The following is a 14188-nucleotide window of genomic DNA, read 5'->3' as shown; positions in this document are numbered from 1 at the left end:
GCATTTGCTATTTTTAACTCCCAGCAGCCCTGCGTAGCAGATCCAGAACATTCCTATTAAGGTTGTTCAACTTGCCCAAAGTTGTCAAGCATGAAGTGACGACAGACCCGTTCGCATGCCGCACTTATGGGCTGTATCCGAGCACATCTCATTTCACTTACATTGACCGCGTATACCGAAGCTGTAATCAAACGGCTGTTAGCTGGTTTTTGGGTGAGTTTGGCGGTGGCAATTTAGATCGTAGCGTCGTATCTGGCCGAGACAGGTCAATGAACTGAGTCTGATCGTGTTGATGGGGCAAAATGATGACGAAAATCGTCGTCGATGGACATGAAATCGATGTGCCGGGGGAATTCACACTGCTCCAGGCATGTGAAGCTGCGGGCGCTGAAATCCCACGTTTTTGCTTTCATGAACGTTTAAGCATTGCTGGTAACTGCCGGATGTGTCTTGTTGAAGTTAAAGGCGCGCCAAAGCCCGTCGCATCCTGCGCCCAACAAGTCAAAGATCAACGCCCTGGCCCCAATGGGGAGCCCCCTGAAGTCATTACTCAGTCAGCAAAAGTGAAGTCAGCCCGCGAAGGTGTGTTGGAATTCCTGTTGATCAATCATCCGTTGGATTGCCCGATCTGCGACCAAGGTGGCGAATGTGATTTGCAAGACCAAGCGGTGGCGTTTGGTCGCGCTAACTCGCGCTATGATGAAAATAAACGCGCGGTTGAAGAAAAAAATATGGGCCCTCTCGTTAAAACGGTAATGACGCGTTGCATTCAATGCACGCGTTGCGTGCGTTTTGCGACTGAGGTTGCGGGCGTGTCTGAGCTGGGTGCCATTGGGCGCGGTGAAGATATGGAAATCACCACCTATCTTGAACAAAGCTTGACCAGTGAATTATCCGCCAATGTTGTCGATTTATGCCCGGTTGGGGCCTTAACTTCAAAGCCCTATGCATTTAACGCACGCCCATGGGAGCTGCGCAAGACCGAGACTGTAGATGTGATGGACGCGGTTGGCTCCAACATCCGCGTGGATGCACGTGGCAATGACGTGTTGCGCGTGCTTCCCCGTCTGCATGAAGAGATCAATGAAGAATGGCTATCGGATAAATCGCGTCATGCGGTGGATGGCTTACGCCGCCAACGTTTGGATCAGCCCTATTTGAAAACTAAAGGCAAATTAACCCCTGTGAGCTGGCCTAAGGCTTTGGAAGCGTTTGCGAGCAGACTTCAAGGCGATGCCAAAAAGATTGGCGCAATTGCTGGTGACTTGAATGAGGCTGAGGGTTTAAAGGCGGCATTGGACTTGTTACGCGGCCTTGGGGTAACCAATACCGATTGCCGCCAAGATGGCGCACAAATTGGCCAGTCAGGCCAACGCGGGGAATATCTCTTCAACTCCACGATCATGGGGATTGAAGAATCCGATGCCTTATTGATCATCGGCTCTAATCTGCGTCTTGAAGCGCCTTTGATTAACGCACGCGTGCGCAAAACCTGGTTGTCCGGCGCGTTAGATTTGATCGGGGTGGTCGGTGAAAACCTCGACCTCACCTATGGTTATGAGCATTTGGGTGTTGGCCCCTCGGTATTGGTGGACTTGGCTAAAGGCAAGGGCGATTTCTTCAAGCGCTTCGCGGCAGCGCAGCGGCCGATGATCATCATCGGCATGGGTGTTCTTATCCGTAAAGACGGCGCGCAGGTTCTGAAATTGGCTGCTGAGATCGGCATGAAAGCCAAGATCGTGCGTGATGGCTGGAATGGCTGGAATGTCGTCCATACGGCTGCAGGGCGTGTTGGTGGCTTGGATCTTGGCTTCTTACCCATTGAGCAAGGGCTTTCTACCCAAGCGATGCTGGCACCTGGTGCCTTGGACACGCTTATTTTGCTGGGCGCGGATGAAGTTAAAGCGCCAGCGGGCACCTTTGTGGTCTATATCGGTAGCCATGGCGATGCAGGTGCCCAGCAAGCCGATTTGATCCTACCTGCCGCCGCTTATACCGAAAAAAATGGCACCTATGTGAGTACCGAGGGGCGTGTCCAGCAAGGGTTGCGCGCGGTGTTTCCAAAAGGGGAAGCGCGCGAAGAGTGGGCGATTTTCCGTGCAGTTTCAGCGTTGCTTGGCACGCCCTTGCCCTATGACACCTTAGAGGCTTTGCGCGCCAAGATGCGCGCTGATTGCCCGGTACTGGCGGGCCTAGATTTTGCGCCCGGTGCCAGCACCCCGCTTGAATTAAAGCGGATTGGCCTTGCGGGTGATGTCGATCATGTCCCTTTTTCGAGCCCGGTTGGTGACTTTTATCTCACGAACCCCATTGCGCGCGCCAGTGAGACCATGGCGGCGTGTTCGGCTTCCAGAAAAGCAGCCTCTGTAGCTGCGATCGCTGCGGAGTAGGGGCCCATGCAAGATCTTGTGCGTGACTGGGGCCCATTGTGGGGCGTGCTAGGCGGGACAGGGCAGATTTTAGCGATCATGGTCATGTTGCTTTTGACCTTGGCCTTTATCTTGTTGTTCGATCGCAAAGTCTGGGCCGCCGTGATGATGCGTAAGGGCCCCAATGTGGTTGGCCCCTTTGGTTTGCTTCAAAGCTTTGCTGACTTTTTGAAATTTGTGGTCAAGGAAATCGTGATCCCAGCCGGGGCGAATAAGACGGTCTTTATCTTAGCGCCCCTGATCACCATCACTTTGGCGTTTGTTGCTTATGCCGTGGTGCCCTTTGCGCCGGGTTGGGTTATCTCCGACATGAATGTCGGTATTCTCTATCTGCTCGCCATGTCGTCCTTGGGTGTTTATGGCATCATCATGGGGGGGTGGGCGTCTAACTCCAAATATCCATTTTTGGGCTCGCTGCGTTCAGCGGCGCAAATGGTGTCCTATGAAGTCTCGATCGGTTTTGTCTTGATCACTGTGCTTTTAGTGGTTGGAAGCTTGAATTTGACCGACATTGTTGACCACCAAAAGGCCGGTATCTGGGATTGGCACGCCTTTTCCTTCATCGGCGCTTTGGTGCACCCCCAGGAAGGCGCCGGGATTGTTGGTACCGTCTATGCCTTCGTCGTTGGCCTTGTGATGTTCATGATGCTGGGCATTTTCTTCGTGTCGGCTTTGGCCGAGACCAACCGCCCGCCGTTTGATTTGCCTGAAGCGGAATCAGAATTGGTTGCTGGCTATCAGGTTGAATATAGCTCCACGCCATATCTTCTATTCATGATCGGGGAGTATCTGGCCATTGTCTTAATGTGCGCGATGATTTCGATCTTGTTTTTGGGTGGTTGGAACGCACCTTGGGGGCCGATTGACAACCCATGGGTCGGCTTCTTGATCCTCTATATCAAGATTTGGCTGGTCTTTTTCATGTTCGCCATGGTGAAAGCCATCGTACCGCGTTATCGCTATGACCAGTTGATGCGCATCGGTTGGAAAATCTTCCTGCCCACCACTTTGGTGGCAGTGGCAGTAGTAGGCGGCCATGTCGCTTATTTTGGGAGGTAAGCATGGGGATTGCCCAAGCCATTCGCGGTGCACTCCTGCTCGATTTTGCGGGCGCATTTGGCCTTGCGATGAAGAAATTCTTCGAGCCTAAGTTCACGATCAATTACCCGTTTGAAAAGGGCCATATCAGCCCACGTTTTCGCGGTGAGCATGCGCTGCGCCGTTATGCAAATGGTGAAGAGCGTTGCATTGCCTGTAAATTGTGTGAGGCGATTTGCCCGGCCCAAGCCATTACCATTGAGGCAGAGCCACGCGACGATGGTTCGCGCCGCACCACGCGCTATGACATCGACATGACCAAATGCATCTATTGCGGCTTTTGCCAAGAAGCCTGCCCAGTAGACGCCATTGTGGAAGGCCCAAATTTTGAGTTTGCTACCGAGACCCGGGAAGAATTATTCTATGATAAGGACAAGCTTCTGGCCAATGGCGACCGGTGGGAACGCGAAATTGCGAAAAATCTAAAAATGGATGCCCCCTATCGATAGGGGCAATCCTTGGACTTTTAACATAGCGCGGCCAAGCCACAAGATGGTCAGGCCGCAGAGGGGAAGTAAGTCGCGATGATTGCGGTCGCCGCCTTTTACATCTTGAGTGCGATTGCAATTGCCGCAGCCTTCATGGTTGTGGTGGCGCGCAACCCTGTGCACTCGGTGCTCTTCTTGATTCTGACCTTCTTTACCGCATCGGGCCTTTTTGTGCTGTTAGGCGCGGAATTCTTAGCCATGCTGTTGATCGTCGTTTATGTCGGCGCGGTCGCGGTTTTGTTCCTGTTTGTCGTCATGATGCTTGATATTGATTTTGCCGAACTTAAAGCGGGATTTTTCACCTATTTGCCGTTTGGTGGCTTGATTGCTTTGATCCTATTTGGCCAGTTTGCCATGGTTGGCGGGGCATGGATTGAAAAATCAGTCACTGCCTCAGCTATCGCCGCGCCAAGCCCCGCAGCCGCGGCGGTATCGAATGCCGAAGCCATCGGGCGCATCCTTTATACCGACTATATTTTCCTGTTTCAGGCGGCAGGCATCATCTTGTTCATCGCTATGGTAGGGGCGATTGCTTTGACGCTTCGTCACCGCGATGGCATTCGCCGCCAAAATGTATCGGCCCAAGTTGGACGCACCCGTGCGGCTGGCGTTGAAATGAAAGACCCGAAGCCGGGCGAGGGGGTGGTGTTTTGATCGGCCTTTCTCATTATCTAGCGGTAGCGGCCGCTCTCTTCACCATCGGTGTTTTTGGAATTTTTGTGAACCGGAAGAACATCATCGTCATCTTGATGTCGATTGAGCTCATCCTTTTGGCCGTTAACATCAATCTGGTCGCCTTTTCTTCGTTCTTAGGCGACCTCGTGGGTCAGGTGTTTGCCATGTTTGTCTTGACGGTGGCGGCAGCAGAAGCCGCTGTTGGCTTGGCAATTTTGGTCGTTTATTTCCGAAACCGCGGCAATATCGCGGTTGAAGACCTTAATTTGATGAAGGGCTAAAGCGTGTCTGCTGAACCTCACGCCGCTTTTGGCCTCACAGAAACGCTTGCGACGATTGTCGTGTTCGCGCCACTTTTGGGCGCACTTGTTTGCGGGCTATTCAACCGCTTTATCGGTGAGAAGGTGGCGATGTTTGTGGCTACCGCCTTATTGTTTGTCGCGGCTGGATGTGCAGCCACACTATTCATTGGCCATTGGCAACATAATTTGCATTTGCCAAGCGAGCCTATTGCGATCGCAACTTGGATCCATGTTGGGGATTTTAAAAGCACGTGGTCAATCCGCATTGACGCCATTAGTGCGGTGATGATGATTGTGGTGACGGGTGTTTCTGCGCTCGTGCATCTATATAGTTGGGGCTATATGGCCGAAGACCCCCATAAGCCACGCTTTTTTGCCTATTTATCGCTCTTTACCTTTGCAATGTTGGCGCTGGTTACAGCGGCCGACTTCATGCAGCTCTTTTTTGGCTGGGAGGGTGTGGGCCTCGCCTCGTACCTCCTGATCGGCTTTTGGTATCATAAGCGCTCAGCCAATGATGCCCAGATTAAGGCCTTTGTGGTCAACCGGGTTGGCGATTTTGGTTTTGTGCTAGGCATTATGGCGGTATTCTTTGTATTTGGAACCATTGAGTTCAAAGACGTTTTTGCTTTGGTGCCCGAAAAAGCGGCAGTGATGCTCAAATGGGGCAGCTATCAATTTCCTGCCATCGAAATCATCGCCTTTTTGTTGTTCATCGGTGCGATGGGCAAATCAGCGCAATTCTTCCTCCACACTTGGTTGCCCGATGCGATGGAAGGGCCAACCCCGGTGTCGGCGCTGATCCACGCGGCCACAATGGTGACCGCTGGCGTTGTGCTCGTCTGCCTATGCTCACCCATTTATGAAGCAGCCCCCATGACTGCTGGCTTCATCACCATGATTGGTGCCGTTACGGCGTTATTTGCTGCAACCGTTGGCCTGGCGCAAAACGACATTAAGCGCGTGATTGCATATTCGACCTGTTCGCAATTGGGTTTCATGTTCTTTGCGGCCGGCATTGGTGCCTATCAGGCCGCCATGTTCCATCTCTTCACCCACGCCTTCTTTAAAGCGTTATTGTTCTTGGGCGCAGGTAGTGTGATCCATGGCATGAACCATGAGCAAGACATGCGCAAAATGGGCGACTTAGCCAAGCATATGAAAATCACCTTTGTGATCATGATCATTGGCACTTTGGCGATAACTGGCGTTGGCATTCCCCACACGCCACTTGGTTTTGCAGGCTTTTTCTCCAAAGACGCCATTCTTGAAACCACATTTGCGGCGGGTATGACTGGCAATGGTGCAGCCCAAGCCGCCTTCTGGATGGCATTGTTGGCTGCAACCCTCACCAGCTTCTATTCTTGGCGCTTGGCCTTTATGACTTTCAGCGGATCGCCAAAATGGCATGTGACTGCCGCCTCTGGTCATGATGACCTTAGCCAAAGAGATTATAACCACACCGATCATGGCCATCACGCGTGGCATGGCCCACACGAGAGCCCTTGGGTGATGTTGATCCCTTTAATCCTCTTGGCCTTAGGGGCGGTGTTTGCGGGATCGATCTTCTATGACGCCTTTGTCGGCCATCACGCCAAGGAATTCTGGGGCAGCGCGATTTATACGGCACCTGACAACACGGTTCTGAAAGACAAATATGACGTGCCACACTGGGTGTTTTATGCGCCTTTGGTTGTCATGGTGGTTGGCCTTGGTGCTGCCCTTTACTTCTATTTCTTCAATGAAGACTTGGGCAAGAAGATCGCCGACCGCAAACGCTTGGCGCACGCTTTCCTCCAAAACAAATGGTACTTTGATGAGCTCTACGAGATTATTTTCGTGAAGGCGGCGCGCGTTCTAGGCGACTTTTTCTGGAAAATTGGGGACGGCAAAATCATCGATGGTTTAGGTCCTAATGGCATTGCTGGCACTTTAAACTTTGGTTCCAAAAAAGCGGTCAAAATCCAGTCTGGCTATGTCTATCATTATGCCTTTTTGATGCTGATTGCGGTGGTCGCGCTTGGTGCTTTAGTTTTATTGCGGGGTGCTTGAGGCTATCATGGACACGCTGCCCATCCTCTCGATCCTCACTTGGCTGCCCGCGATTGCGGCCGTCCTGATCTTGTTCTTACCTCAGCTCATCAAGAGCCCGGAAGCGGCGCGCGCCAGTGCGGCGCGCTGGATTGCGCTTTTCACAACCTTGATCGTATTTGTTCTCGCCGCTTGGATGACTGTGGCGTTTGATGAGACCAATTCGGGCTATCAATTTGTCGAGCGTGCCAATTGGTATGGCATGATCCAATATCATTTGGGCATTGACGGGATATCGGTGCTTTTGATCCTATTGACCGCCTTTTTGATGCCGCTTTGCATCTTGGCCAGCTGGACGGCGATTGAGAAGCGCGTCGTTGAATATATGGCGGCGTTTTTGCTCCTGCAAAGCTTGATGATCGGCGTATTCTGCGCGCTCGATATTGTGCTTTTCTATATTTTCTTCGAAGCTGGCCTCATCCCCATGTATCTGATCATTGGGATTTGGGGCGGTAAAAACCGCGTTTATGCGGCCTATAAATTCTTCCTCTACACGCTTTTGGGCTCGCTTTTGTTGTTGGTCGCCGTCGCTTGGATGGTCGTCACCGCCAAAACAACCTCCATCCCCGATCTGCAAGCCTTTGCCTTTAGCCCGGCGGTGCAAACCTGGCTGTGGCTCGCGTTCTTTGCATCCTTCGCCGTAAAGATGCCGATGTGGCCCGTGCACACTTGGTTACCCGACGCCCATGTTGAAGCACCAACAGCTGGCTCTGTCATTTTAGCTGGGGTTTTGTTGAAGATGGGCGGATATGGCTTCTTGCGCTTCGCGCTTCCCATGTTTCCAGATGCGTCCAACGCTTTTGCGCCGTTTATTTTTGCGCTCTCAGGGATTGCCATCGTTTACACGTCTTTAGTTGCCTTCCGGCAGACCGATATCAAGAAGCTGATCGCTTATTCTTCGGTCGCGCATATGGGCTTTGTTACCATGGGGATTTTCTCCGGCAATGAGCAAGGCGTGCAGGGCGCGATCTTTCAAATGATCAGCCACGGCGTCATTTCTGGCGCTTTATTCTTGTGCGTTGGGGTGATTTATGATCGCATGCACACCCGTGAGATCGCCCAATATGGCGGGCTGGTGAACCGCATGCCAATTTATGCAGCCGTGTTCTTGCTCTTCACCATGGGCAATGTCGGCCTTCCGGGTACTTCAGGCTTCATCGGCGAAATCCTGACCATGCAAGGTGCGTTCAATATCGATCCAGTGACCGCCATGGTGGCTGCAAGCGGGGTAATCTTATCTGCCGCTTATATGTTGACGCTTTACCGCAAAGTCATTTTCGGGACGATTGTGAACCCCGCGCTTAACACCATCACCGACATGAATACGCGTGAGATTTTGATTTTTATTCCTCTGATCGCGGCGGCTTTATTCTTAGGCTTCCAGCCCAATCATGTGTTTGACCAGACAGCGATCAGTGCTGTTGCGCTCGTGGACGCCTTCCACGCCCACTTTAAATGAACCGGTACGGTAATGAGCACACCTCTAACCATCACCCAAGCAACTATGACGCCAGAACTGTTCTTGCAGCAATTGCTCTATGTGCTGCCTGAACTCAGCCTTGCGATTGGCGCGCTTATCATTGTGCTGGTTGGAGCGTTTGTGGGCGATAAGGGCGCGCGCTTGGTGACATGGCTGTGTGTGGCCACCATATTGGTTGCAGGAAGCATGGCCATTTTACATGTCCCGGCTAAGCAAATAAATGTTTTTTCAAGTTCTTATGCCGCAGACGCCTTTTCAGCTTACGCCAAGATGATCATCGCTTTAACTGCTGCCAGCGCCCTTGTGTTATCGATTGATTTTTTGGCTGAAAAAAAAATCGATAAGCCAGAATTTCCGGTGTTAGCCCTTTTAGCGACCTTGGGCATGTTCATCATGGTTTCCGCGCATGATTTGATCGCGCTTTATGTTGGTGTCGAGATGCAGAGCTTGTGTCTTTACGTACTTGCAGCCTATGCCCGCGACGATGCCAAAAGCTCAGAAGCGGGCCTCAAATATTTTGTGCTGGGCGCTTTATCGTCGGGGCTTTTACTCTATGGCTGCTCGTTGGTTTATGGCTTTACAGGCTCAGTTCGGTTTGATGTGATCGCCAGCCAAGTGCAAGATCACCGCTCCATTGGTGTGATTTTTGGCCTTGTGTTCATCCTATGTGGTTTGGCATTTAAGATGGCGGCAGCGCCCTTTCATATGTGGACGCCGGATGTCTATGAAGGCTCGCCAACGGCCGCTACCGCGTTTTTTGCCTCCGCCCCAAAAGTGGCAGCGGCTGCTTTGTTTGCACGTGTATGCTTTGAAGCCTTTGGGTCGTTACAAAAGGACTGGCAGAGCATCGCCATCATCATGGCCATCTTGTCGATGGGGATTGGCGCGCTGTTTGCGCTTCAACAAACCAATATCAAGCGCCTGTTGGCATATTCCTCGATCGCCAATATGGGCTATGCCTTGGTGGCGATTGCGTGCGGTCCGATCTATGGTCCCAAAGCGCTTTTGGTCTTTATCTCCATATATGCCATCACTTCGGTTGGGCTCTTTGGCGTCGTCTTATCCATGCGCACAACCGATGGCCAAAGACCCGAAACGATTGAAGCATTATCGGGCCTTTCACGCTCTAATCCGCTTTTGTCCGTCGCTTTGACTTTGTTGTTGTTCTCAGTGATGGGTATACCTCCCTTGGTAGGCTTTTGGGGAAAATGGGAAATCATTCTCGCGACCATTTCGACGGGTCTTATTCCCTTGGCGGTTTGCCTGATCCTGGCGTCTGTAGTCTCAGCCTTCTACTATTTGCGCATCCTCAAGACAGTTTGGTTTGACGCCCCGCGTATGGCGATGATGCCAGTTGGCGTATCTACCACCTTGACCCTCACAGGGGCGACTATCATTTTAGCTGCATTGACGGTGGTGATTGGATTTGTTGGCTCGGCAGCAGAACTGGCTGGGGCTGGGTTTCATTGAAGCCACTTCATACCAGCTGGTGGCGTGTGGCTCGACTGTATGACAGTTTAGATTCCACCAATGATGAGGCGCGCCGCCTAAGCGAACAAGGCGAGACAGGCCCTCTGTGGTTGCGTAGCCTTAAACAGACCAAGGGCAGGGGACGAAGGGGCCGCACATGGTACAGTGAGCCTGGCAATCTTTTTGCAACAGGATTAATCACGCTCGAATGTAGCCCTGCAGAAGCGGCAAACCTCTCATTTGTCGCAGCCCTTGCTGTGGCAGAGGCGATTGATCACCATGTTCCCCAAAACTTGGTCAGCCTCAAATGGCCCAATGATGTCCTGATTGAAGGGCGCAAAACCAGCGGCATCTTGTTGGAGAGTTGGCAAGGGGCCAATGGCTTTCATATCGCCATTGGCATTGGTGTTAATGTGCTTACCTATCCTCACGCCATGGATCAGCAGATCACATGTGTTGCTCGCCACCTGCTAAATGGTCAACCGACAGTGACTGTAGAAATCTTGTTTGAGGCATTGCGCCGCCACTTTCAGACTTGGTTTGATGTGTGGGTTGAAGCTGGCTTTGCCCCGATCGCGCAGGCTTGGTTGACCCGGGCCACGGGTGTGGGCCAACCTATCATGGTGCGTTTACAACATGAGACACTCGAAGGCAGGTTCTTAGGCCTTTCTATGACGGGTGCACTACAGCTTGAACAAAGAGATGGCACGATCGCGGATGTGGCGGCTGGTGATGTGTTCTTTACCTGATCCCAGCAGCTTCATGACTGGCAAGTGTCACCCAGAAAGGCTAAGGCGGTTTGCTCAACCAGACCCTAGGGGGCCTTATGCTTTTAGCAATTGATGTTGGAAATACCAATTCAAAATTTGCGGTGCATGATGGCAAAAAATGGCGCGGGACCTGGCGCGCTGCCAGTAATTCGTCGCGTACAGCCGATGAATATGCCGTCTGGCTGGATGCAGCTATGCGCTTTGTACATCTTGATATAACAGTCCTAAACCATTGCGTGATTTCAACCGTGGTGCCCCAAGCTCTGTTTCATTTGCGTAATTTGTCGCGTCGTTATGTCGGGGTAGAGCCGTGGGTGGTGGGTGAGAATGCAGCGCTTGGCATTGAAGTGCGTATTCCCAAACCTTCAGAGGCAGGCGCGGACCGATTGGTCAATGCGATTGGGTCTTTTATTCAATATGGCGGGCCCAGCATTGTGATTGACAGTGGCACCGCGACTACATTTGACATTGTAGGGGCAGATGGCGCATTTGAGGGGGGTATAATCTCGCCTGGGATCAATCTTTCTTTACAAGCACTCCACACCAATGCGGCTCGTTTGCCCCGTATCGAAATTCGCAAGCCTGATAAAGTCATAGGCACCGATACGGTTGGTGCCATGCAATCGGGTGTTTTCTGGGGCTATATTGAACTGATTGATGGCCTGATTGGTCGTATTAAGGCAGAGTATGGCGAACCCATGAAAGTCATTGCCACAGGTGGCGTTGCTTCTTTATTTGAGGGCGCGTCAAACCATATTGATTTTTATGATCAAGACTTGACTCCTGTCGGGCTATTAGAAATCTTTGAGCGCAACGGCGGCAGGTCCGTCAAACGGAACCCAACGTGACAAAAATAAAAATAAAATCAACATGTGATGAACTCGTCTTTCTTCCCCTTGGTGGTTCAAACGAAATCGGCATGAACCTTAACGCCTATGGCTTTGGCCCGGAAGGCGATAAGAAATGGATTGTGGTCGATGTCGGCGTCACTTTCGCTGGCGAGGAGGGCATTCCAGGCGTCGATCTGATCCTGCCCGATCCTGAGTTTTTAGAATCCAATAAAGAAGATATTCTAGCCATCATTCTCACCCATGGGCATGAGGATCATATCGGTGCGATTGGCTGGCTCTGGCCGCGCTTTCCAGCCCCTGTCTATGCCACACCTTTTACTGCGCACTTACTGCGTGACAAACTACGTGAGCGCGGGATTGAGAGCAAAGTGACGCTCCATGAAGTTCCCTTAAAGCATCGCTTTCAAATTGGGCCGTTTGACATTGAATATGTCACTTTAACCCACTCGATTGCTGAACCCAATGGATTGGCGATCCATACGCCTCTTGGTAGGGTTCTTCATACTGGGGATTGGAAACTTGATGCTAGTCCATTGATTGGGGGTGAAACGGATAAAGCCCGTTTGCGCCAATTGGGCGATGAAGGCGTATTGGCGATGGTGTGTGATAGTACCAATGTGTTTTCAGAAGGCGAAGCGGGCTCTGAAGCCGGCGTCCGTGACGGCTTACATGAAGTTATTGCTGAACAAAAAGGAAAAGTGGCTGTTGCGTGCTTTGCATCCAATGTGGCGCGGATCCTATCGACGGTTGAAGCTGCCACAGCCGCCGGTCGCTCAGTCTCTTTGATTGGGCGTTCGATGGTGCGCATAACCGGGGCCGCCAAAGCTGTAGGCCTTTTGGCCGATGCACATTTTATTGAGCCAGAACAAGCCAGAAGTTTACCCGATGATCGAATTTTGTATTTGTGCACCGGTAGCCAAGGTGAGCCGCGCGCAGCATTGGCCCGCATCGGAAAAGGTAGCCACCCCCATGTCACCCTTGGCAGAGGCGATACCTGCTTATTCTCAAGCCGTGAAATCCCCGGCAACGAACATGCGATCATGGCACTGCAAAACCAGCTTGCCATGCGCGGGGTAAACATCATCACCGGTAAGGATCGCCATATACACGTTTCAGGTCACCCGTGTCGCGATGAATTGCGAACGATGTATGCCATGGTACGCCCAAAAATAGCGATCCCAACCCATGGTGAGCAACGCCATTTGATGGAGCATACGAAATTTGCCTTGAGTTTGGGCGTTCCTGAAGCTTTGGCGGTTAAAAACGGTGATATGATCCGCTTGGCTCCGGGCCCTGCCAAGGTAATTGATGAAGTCCCCAATGGTCGATTGTTGGTTGATGGTGATGCCATTATCTCTGCGGAAAGTGAGTGTATCAGGGATCGCTTGCGCTTGGCGGAGCATGGCTATGTCATGGTGTCGATGGCGATTGATGGCAGTGGTAAAATTAAAGCTGGCCCTGATGTAAGGGCACGCGGATTGAGCGAGAAAAATGGTGATCCCGCCGAAGGTCGCTTAGAACAATTGGCCGATGCTGCCGAAGAAGCCTATCATCGCCTCAAGCCTGATCAGCGTACCCATGAAGAAGTGGCAGAGGGATTTGTTATGCGCGCCGTCCGCAAAGCGACGGAGCGGGTTTTTGGTAAACGTCCTATCGTCGATGTAGTGGTCATGACGGTTTAGAGGTTTATGGGTCAGCGCTTCCTTGGGAGAGAGAGATGAAACTTGGTCGGTTAAACCACGTCGGCATTGCGGTTCCTTCTATTGCCGTTGCCCTAGAAACCTATAAGTCGCTCTATGGTGTGAGCGATGATGAAATCACACCAACGCGCGAAATGCCCGAGCAAGGTGTGAAAGTGGCCTTTGTCACTATTCCCAATAGCCAGCTTGAGTTGATCGAACCCTTGGGAGACGCTTCACCCATCCATAAGTTTTTAGAAAAAAATCCAGCCGGCGGGCAGCATCATGTGTGCTTTGAGGTTCCTGACATCTATACAGCGCGCGATGCCATGCGCGCCAAAGGGGCAATGATTATGGGTGAGCCGCGGATCGGGGCGCATGGGACTTTGATCTTATTTGTCCACCCTAAAAATAGTCACGGCGTCTTAATTGAGTTGATGGAAACGCCCAAGGGGAGCCATTAGATGGATTGGTTTACCGGGATCGCCATTTATTTGATTCTATGGTGGGTAATATTATTTGCCGTGCTACCTTTTGGGGTGCTTAGCCAGAAAGAATATGGAGAAATGATAGAAGGAACAGATCCTGGCGCACCCGTGGATACCCATATCAAGCAAAAACTGATTTGGACGACTTGCATCTCCGCAGTGATTTGGATCTTGTTAGCTTTGCTAATGCTTTCTGGATGGATATCATTGCAGCATCCTTTAGGTCGATTTATAGCTTAAAGGGACCGAAATTGGACTATATCTAATTGTGAGCCTAAAAAAAAGGCAGTCATTGCTCCTCAAATAGTCCATTAGTCTAATCAAGTCATTTTTACGGTCAATTTGCGTGATTACTATTGTAACCATG

At 51.5% G+C, this 14188-nt stretch carries 13 protein-coding genes; all 13 read left to right on the top strand.

What is annotated here, in order from left to right:
• Positions 1-305 precede the first annotated feature (305 nt).
• Positions 306-2390 carry an NADH-quinone oxidoreductase subunit NuoG gene (gene nuoG, locus PsB1_RS01350; RefSeq protein ID WP_284358652.1) on the top strand — a complete coding sequence of 695 codons (2085 nt, stop codon included), beginning with the start codon at positions 306-308 and terminating at the stop codon, positions 2388-2390.
• Between the two features lie 6 nt (positions 2391-2396).
• Positions 2397-3488, top strand: a complete 1092-nt coding sequence (gene nuoH / locus PsB1_RS01345) for an NADH-quinone oxidoreductase subunit NuoH (RefSeq protein WP_284358576.1) — start codon at positions 2397-2399, stop codon at positions 3486-3488.
• A gap of 2 nt (positions 3489-3490) precedes the next feature.
• Complete coding sequence (gene nuoI / locus PsB1_RS01340) at positions 3491-3976, top strand: NADH-quinone oxidoreductase subunit NuoI (protein WP_284358575.1); 486 nt, start codon at positions 3491-3493, stop codon at positions 3974-3976.
• A 75-nt stretch (positions 3977-4051) separates the two neighbouring features.
• Positions 4052-4669: an NADH-quinone oxidoreductase subunit J gene (locus PsB1_RS01335; protein ID WP_284358574.1), complete on the top strand. Its 618-nt coding sequence runs from the start codon at positions 4052-4054 to the stop codon at positions 4667-4669.
• Complete coding sequence (gene nuoK / locus PsB1_RS01330; protein ID WP_284358573.1) at positions 4666-4971, top strand: NADH-quinone oxidoreductase subunit NuoK; 306 nt, start codon at positions 4666-4668, stop codon at positions 4969-4971. Before PsB1_RS01335 ends, nuoK begins: the two co-directional genes overlap by 4 nt.
• A gap of 3 nt (positions 4972-4974) precedes the next feature.
• Complete coding sequence (gene nuoL, locus PsB1_RS01325; RefSeq protein WP_284358572.1) at positions 4975-7044, top strand: NADH-quinone oxidoreductase subunit L; 2070 nt, start codon at positions 4975-4977, stop codon at positions 7042-7044.
• 7 nt (positions 7045-7051) lie between these two features.
• A complete protein-coding gene (locus PsB1_RS01320; RefSeq protein ID WP_284358571.1) occupies positions 7052-8542 on the top strand; it encodes an NADH-quinone oxidoreductase subunit M in 1491 nt (496 codons plus the stop codon).
• A 12-nt stretch (positions 8543-8554) separates the two neighbouring features.
• Positions 8555-10033, top strand: coding sequence for an NADH-quinone oxidoreductase subunit NuoN (gene nuoN, locus PsB1_RS01315; protein WP_284358569.1), 1479 nt, complete (start codon positions 8555-8557; stop codon positions 10031-10033).
• On the top strand, positions 10030-10782 hold the full coding sequence (locus PsB1_RS01310) for a biotin--[acetyl-CoA-carboxylase] ligase (RefSeq protein ID WP_284358568.1): 753 nt from the start codon (positions 10030-10032) through the stop codon (positions 10780-10782). The genes nuoN and PsB1_RS01310 overlap by 4 nt, the downstream gene beginning before the upstream one ends.
• A 77-nt stretch (positions 10783-10859) precedes the next feature.
• Positions 10860-11651, top strand: a complete 792-nt coding sequence (locus PsB1_RS01305) for a type III pantothenate kinase (protein ID WP_284358567.1) — start codon at positions 10860-10862, stop codon at positions 11649-11651.
• Positions 11648-13336 carry a ribonuclease J gene (locus tag PsB1_RS01300; RefSeq protein ID WP_284358566.1) on the top strand — a complete coding sequence of 563 codons (1689 nt, stop codon included), beginning with the start codon at positions 11648-11650 and terminating at the stop codon, positions 13334-13336. The genes PsB1_RS01305 and PsB1_RS01300 overlap by 4 nt, the downstream gene beginning before the upstream one ends.
• Positions 13337-13371: 35 nt before the next feature.
• On the top strand, positions 13372-13797 hold the full coding sequence (gene mce / locus PsB1_RS01295) for a methylmalonyl-CoA epimerase (RefSeq protein WP_284358565.1): 426 nt from the start codon (positions 13372-13374) through the stop codon (positions 13795-13797).
• Positions 13798-14061 carry a DUF1467 family protein gene (locus PsB1_RS01290; protein ID WP_284358564.1) on the top strand — a complete coding sequence of 88 codons (264 nt, stop codon included), beginning with the start codon at positions 13798-13800 and terminating at the stop codon, positions 14059-14061.
• The last annotated feature ends 127 nt before the right edge of the window (positions 14062-14188 follow it).

It is taken from the genome of Candidatus Phycosocius spiralis (genome assembly GCF_030158815.1).
Lineage (GTDB): Bacteria > Pseudomonadota > Alphaproteobacteria > Caulobacterales > Aquidulcibacteraceae > Aquidulcibacter > Aquidulcibacter spiralis.
Note: the sequence above shows the minus strand (reverse complement) of the source record. Positions and strands in the feature narration are given on the sequence as shown.

What these genes read in the sequence shown, in the direction of transcription:
- nuoG (WP_284358652.1), top strand. Translation starts at nt 306, where the DNA reads ATGACGAAAATCGTCGTCGATGGACATGAAATCGATGTGCCGGGGGAA.
- nuoH (WP_284358576.1), top strand. Translation starts at nt 2,397, where the DNA reads ATGCAAGATCTTGTGCGTGACTGGGGCCCATTGTGGGGCGTGCTAGGC.
- nuoI (WP_284358575.1), top strand. Translation starts at nt 3,491, where the DNA reads ATGGGGATTGCCCAAGCCATTCGCGGTGCACTCCTGCTCGATTTTGCG.
- PsB1_RS01335 (WP_284358574.1), top strand. Translation starts at nt 4,052, where the DNA reads ATGATTGCGGTCGCCGCCTTTTACATCTTGAGTGCGATTGCAATTGCC.
- PsB1_RS01320 (WP_284358571.1), top strand. Translation starts at nt 7,052, where the DNA reads ATGGACACGCTGCCCATCCTCTCGATCCTCACTTGGCTGCCCGCGATT.
- nuoN (WP_284358569.1), top strand. Translation starts at nt 8,555, where the DNA reads ATGAGCACACCTCTAACCATCACCCAAGCAACTATGACGCCAGAACTG.
- PsB1_RS01305 (WP_284358567.1), top strand. Translation starts at nt 10,860, where the DNA reads ATGCTTTTAGCAATTGATGTTGGAAATACCAATTCAAAATTTGCGGTG.
- mce (WP_284358565.1), top strand. Translation starts at nt 13,372, where the DNA reads ATGAAACTTGGTCGGTTAAACCACGTCGGCATTGCGGTTCCTTCTATT.
- PsB1_RS01290 (WP_284358564.1), top strand. Translation starts at nt 13,798, where the DNA reads ATGGATTGGTTTACCGGGATCGCCATTTATTTGATTCTATGGTGGGTA.